Here is a 5693-nt window from a genome sequence, read left to right on the forward strand (position 1 = left end):
ATCCCTCCAGAAGGAAAAAATATCTTCCCGCCTGCTGTTCCGATTGCCTCTCAGCTCTTGCATGCCACGGGTGTCGCATGGGCGGAGAAAAAGAAAAATATGGACCGTGTTTCTCTCGTCTACTTCGGAGATGGAGCGACATCAGAGGGAGACTTCCATGAAGGGCTTAATTTTGCAAGCGTTTTCAAAGTGCCGGTCGTCTTTTTTAACCAAAACAATGGCTATGCGATCAGTGTTCCTATGGAAAAACAGATGAACTCAAAAACCATCGCTCAAAAAGGGCTGGGGTATGAGATCCCAAGCATCCGGGTTGATGGAAATGACATCGTTGCTGTGATTATGGAAACGAAAAAGGCAGTCGACCGGGCTCGCCGTGGTGAAGGCCCGACTCTGATTGAAGCCGTTACATGGAGGTACGGCGCTCACACGACAGCGGATGACCCTTCAAAGTATCGCGATCAATCAAAAAGTGATCGCAGAAGGACGACTACCGACCCGTTATTAAGACTCGAAAAGTATATGAAAAATGAGAGCATCTGGGATGAAGAATGGGTGCATACGATCGAGCAGAATATCAACCAGGAAATCAATACGGCCTTAGCTGAGATGAAGGATTATCCTGAAGCAGATATTGAAGATGTGTTTGACAACGTATTTGAAAAGCAAACTTGGACGCTAGAGGAGCAACGGGAACATCATATGGCTATAAAGAGGGGGCAAATGTAATGACGACTGCTGTTCAAGTGAAAAAATTGACGATGGTTCAGGCCGTGACAGATGCAATGAGAACGATGCTTGAAGAAGATGAGTCTGTGCTTGTACTTGGAGAAGACGTCGGGAAAAACGGGGGCGTGTTCCGGGCAACGGACGGATTGTTTGAACAGTTCGGAGAAGATCGGGTCATCGATACACCGCTGGCAGAGTCCGGCATTGTAGGTACGTCGATCGGGCTGGCAGTCAACGGTTTTCGTCCAATTGCCGAGATGCAGTTTCTAGGTTTCATTTATCCAGCCTTCAACCAGCTGATGACCCATGCAACACGCATGCGTCAGCGCTCCATGGGCCGCTATACCGTACCGATGGTCATCCGCGCTCCGTACGGGGCAGGTGTCAAAGCACCCGAAATTCACTCCGATAGCGTGGAGGCTTTATTCACCCAGATTCCTGGATTGAAAGTTGTGGTTCCTTCCAATGCTTACGATGCGAAAGGCTTGTTGATTGCGAGTATCGAGGACCCGGATCCAGTCCTTTTCCTTGAGCCGATGAGAAGTTACCGTTCTTCTCGCGCAGAGGTGCCAGAGGAGAAATATTCGATTGAGCTTGGGAAGGCTTCCTATGTAAAAAAAGGAGAAGACGTTACGGTATTGACGTGGGGCGCGATGGTTCCGGATACGGTAAAAGCTGTCGAACAATTTGAGAAAAATCAAAACGTCACCTGCGAAGTAATTGATTTAAGAACGCTCTATCCGTTAGACAAAGAGACGATTCAAGAGTCTGTCGAGAAGACAGGACGTGTTGTCATTATTCACGAAGCTCCAGCAACAGGGGGAGTAAGCAGCGATATTATTTCCCTCATTAATGATACGGCGTTTTTCTTCTTGAAAGCTCCGATTCAAAAGGTGACAGGCTTCGATACGCCCGTGCCGGTTTATTCGCTCGAAAAAGAGTATTTGCCAAGCAGTGAAAAAATCATTCATGCCATCAATACGGCATTATCGTACTAGGAGGACTTGAACATGGATGTAAAATTACATGATATCGGAGAAGGAATGCATGAAGCGGAGATCCTTTATTATTTTGTGAAAAAAGGGGAGTACGTTAAAAACGACGCTCCTCTTGTTGAAGTTCAGACCGATAAAATGACGGCGGAACTGACAGCTCCAGCGGACGGGGTGGTCGAGGAAATCAAATTCGAGGTTGGCGATGTAATTGAAGTGGGGACAACGATTTTAACGATGACGACAGAGCAAAAGCAGCCATCAGATAAGCGAGTCCTTGCTGGCCAAGCTTCTGCCGCTCATCCAGAGACGGCACAAAGCTCTGGACCAAGAACCTTTAACTTGGAGCTTCCACCTACTCGTGTGAAGGCATCCCCTCATACAAGGAGAATCGCGAGGGAGCAAGGCGTCAAGATCGAGGATGTGAGAGGTTCAGGAAAGGGAGGGCGTATCCTCGATGAAGATATCTTTGCTTTTGTCGAAGCCAAATCCCAGCCTGCTCTAGAAAGAGAAAAGGTCGTTAAAGATGAGCCGAAAGTTGAACCAGCAAGACAGAAGCAAACCATTCCATTCAAAGGCCGTAGAAAACAAATTGCTAAGAAAATGACCCAATCGCTTTATACAGCTCCGCATGTCACTCATTTTGATGAAGTGGATATGACAGAAGTATTAAAGCTGAAAGAGCAGTTGAAGCATGGAACGGATCGTCGTCCAGGAATCCAAGTATCTGTTGCTGCCTTTTTTATAAAAGCTCTCCAGCTCTCACTGAAAGAATTTCCGATATTCAACTCTAAATTAGACGAAGAAAAAGGAGAAATCCTTCTAGAATCCTCTTATAATATCGGACTGGCAACGGGAACGGACGAAGGGCTGATTGTTCCTGTCCTGAAAAACGTCGAAAATCTATCATTGATAGAGATTCATAAACAGATGAAGGCATTAACGAAGAAGGCCGTAAATAATCAGCTTTCTGGACAGGATTTACGAGGCGGAACCTTCACGATTAGTAACGTCGGACCGATGGGTAGTACCGGCGCTACACCAATTTTGAACTATCCTGAGACAGGGTTGATGGCTTTTCATAAAACGAAAAAAACCCCGGTTGTTATCAATGACGAAATTGTCATCCGCCAAATGATGAATGTGACCCTGACCTTCGATCACAGAGTTGCTGATGGTTCGCAATCGGTAGCCTTTACGAACCGGTTCATCGATTATATTGAAAACCCTTATGTGATGTTAGTAGAGTTGATCTAGACAGATCCGACTACCGTGAGCGTGCAGGCTTAATCCTCACGCTCCGCTGGTTTACGAAATGATGTTGGTCAAAAAAGAATAGAAAACGGTAGAATTTTCTCAATAATCCTAGAGAGGGGAATTACATGGAAAAAAGAAAGCCTTCGTTTCTCATGTCGAGTCTCATAATTCTTTTTATCATAGCGATCCTTGGAGTCAGCATCTTAGTCTATGGAACAGCGCCTCATATACCAATTGTCATCGCTGCGATCATCGTTACCTTGTATGGGCTAAACCTAGGTTACAAGTGGAAAGAGTTAGAAAGAGCCATGACAAGAGGAGTCTCTTACGGTGTTCCTGCCATCATTATTTTAAGCTTGATCGGAATTACCGTTGGGGTCTGGGTATTGAATGGAACCGTCCAGACCATTACGTACTACGGGTTGCAAGTGTTGTCGCCATCGATTTTTTTAGTCAGTGCCGTGATTGTTACCGCGGTAGTGGCTACGATGACAGGAAGTTCCTGGAGTGCGATTAGTACAATCGGAATCGCGCTGATGGGCGTCGCCTATGGGATGTCCATATCACCAGCGATCACAGCTGGTGCTATTGTGAGTGGAGCGATGTTTGGGGACAAACTTTCCCCTCTATCCGATACGACTAACTTGGCTGCAGCAACGGCTAAGGTGGATATCTTCCAACATATTCGACATATGATGTGGACGACCATTCCGAGCCTGCTCATTACACTTGGTATTTTTGCAGCGATAGGTTTCTTTTCTGATCGCAGCGCGGCAGACACAGCAAACGTAGAATCGATGATGGCTACATTGAACAGTGAGTTTATGCTGACGCCGATTACGCTCCTGTCCCCTCTATTGATTATAGTTTTGGCTTTTAGAAAAGTCAGTCCGATCCCGTCTTTAATTGTAGGATTAGTGGCTGCTGTTTTGACCACCTTTTACACTGCACCTGGTGTCTCGCTGGGGACGATCATGAACACCGCTCACTTCGGTTACACCGCCGATACAGGGGTGGAGGCGATTGACAACCTATTGTCACTTGGTGGATTAGATAGTATGTTGTTTGGTGTATCGTTAATTTTGATAGCGCTTTCATTTGGTGGTATCATTCGTGAGATTGGATTGGCACATGCAATTATTGCGGGACTGAAGAGGTTTTTGAAAAGCCGGGGCAACGTTATTACGTCTACCATTCTGTCTTGTTTAGGCATCAATGTCGTTGTAGGTGAACAGTATCTGTCTATCATCCTTCCAGGACAAATGCTTGAAGAGAGTTATGAACAGACAAATCTTCATCCTAAAAATATGTCACGGACGCTTGAAGATGCGGGGACACTCATCCATCCTTTAATTCCATGGGGAGTAACCGGGGCTTTTATTATGACAACGCTAAACGTAGGAATCGGCTATATCCCGTTTTCGTTTATTTGTTTCATTTCTCCGATCATCGCGATCATTTATGGGTACACCGGCTTTACGTTAACTCCGTTAGCGACACAAGATGTGGTGGATTTTGAAGAGCAAAGGGCTTCATCAGGAACAGGAAGTCATTAATACAAAGAGAAAAGGGAGATCATCGTGGAAGTTTTTGGACCACAAACGATAACATTTGAACAAAGAGAGCGAATCTTTTATTACAGTGCACCTGAAAACATTGAGCAGTCACTCCCGGTTGTTTTTTGTTTCCACGGTGCCGGCAGCAGCGCAAGGCATCATATGAAAATAACAAAGTTCCAGAAGCTTGCGGAAGAGCATCAGATTATGACTGTCTTTCCAGATGCGATTCATTTCGATCCTTCAGACCGGATGACAAAGCAATGGAATGAAGGGAGAGAAAAAAATGCTGCCTTTCAGCATGAGGTCAATGATGTCGGCTTTGTATTGGAACTGATTGATTGGCTGAAACTAAGATATCCAGTGGATGAAAGTAGAATTTATGCCACAGGGTTCTCCAATGGTTCTGCGTTCAGCTTGAGACTTGGGCTTGAATGCCAAGATGTTTTTGCTGGGGTGGGGGGAGTTTCCGGCCCTATGGTAAAAGATTTGGCTGAGAACTGTCAATGGAAAAAGCCAATGCCAATGCTTTTCATAATGGGGACCAATGATAAACTCGTTCCCTATGACGGGCACTATGACTCTACATACATGATTGATCAGCTTCTTTCAGCAGATGAAACAGTCGAGTTTTTTTCAAAATCCTGGGGAGCTGATGTAACTAAACATCAGGAGCGGGTCATTGAAGACGAAGAATTCTTCATTAGGAAAGACGCTTATCTGCAGGGAGAAGAAGAAAAAGTCGTGTTTTATTCGATTGAAGGCGGAGGACACACTTGGCCTGGAGGACCAATTTCGCAAGCATCCTCCTTAACAGGAAAGGTAGCCACAAAGTTGGACGCGACAAAAATAATATTTGACCACTTGATAAAATTCTAAAGATGAAAAAGGAGCCAATTTTGGCTCCTTTTTTTGCTGGTTAACCGTGTGTTTATATACGTCCTGTTTATGAAAAAAGGGCAATTGTTGAATGTGAAGATTGTTGGTTAGGAATAAGTCTCCACTAAGCTGGCGACTCATCGTTCTAACTTTTAATACAACGGTTCCGTTTATCTAAATAGGATAAGGTTGGCTGGAAAACGGCGAGACTCCTGCGGGAGAACGGGGCAGGGGAGACCCCGAAAGGCGATATGCCTGAGGAGGCTCCCCGTCTCGCCCGCGG

At 45.5% G+C, this 5693-nt stretch carries 5 protein-coding genes; all 5 read left to right on the forward strand.

Annotated elements, in window-relative coordinates; genetic code table 11:
• Positions 1–726 (forward strand): thiamine pyrophosphate-dependent enzyme (locus LD39_RS12460; protein ID WP_035547100.1); only part of this gene is annotated, 726 nt, incomplete at its 5' end.
• Positions 726–1724 carry an alpha-ketoacid dehydrogenase subunit beta gene (locus tag LD39_RS12465; RefSeq protein ID WP_035547103.1) on the forward strand — a complete coding sequence of 333 codons (999 nt, stop codon included), beginning with the start codon at positions 726–728 and terminating at the stop codon, positions 1722–1724. The genes LD39_RS12460 and LD39_RS12465, both read left to right, overlap by 1 nt.
• A gap of 12 nt (positions 1725–1736) precedes the next feature.
• Entirely contained in the window at positions 1737–2975 is a 1239-nt protein-coding gene (locus LD39_RS12470; RefSeq protein ID WP_035547105.1) for a dihydrolipoamide acetyltransferase family protein, read from the forward strand.
• A gap of 125 nt (positions 2976–3100) precedes the next feature.
• On the forward strand, positions 3101–4531 hold the full coding sequence (gene nhaC, locus LD39_RS12475) for a Na+/H+ antiporter NhaC (protein ID WP_035547108.1): 1431 nt from the start codon (positions 3101–3103) through the stop codon (positions 4529–4531).
• A gap of 24 nt (positions 4532–4555) precedes the next feature.
• Entirely contained in the window at positions 4556–5410 is an 855-nt protein-coding gene (locus tag LD39_RS12480; protein WP_035547110.1) for a PHB depolymerase family esterase, read from the forward strand.
• Positions 5411–5693: the final 283 nt, after the last annotated feature.

Origin of the sequence: Halobacillus sp. BBL2006 (assembly GCF_000786645.1) — a bacterium.
Classification (GTDB): Bacteria; Bacillota; Bacilli; order Bacillales; family Halobacillaceae; genus Halobacillus.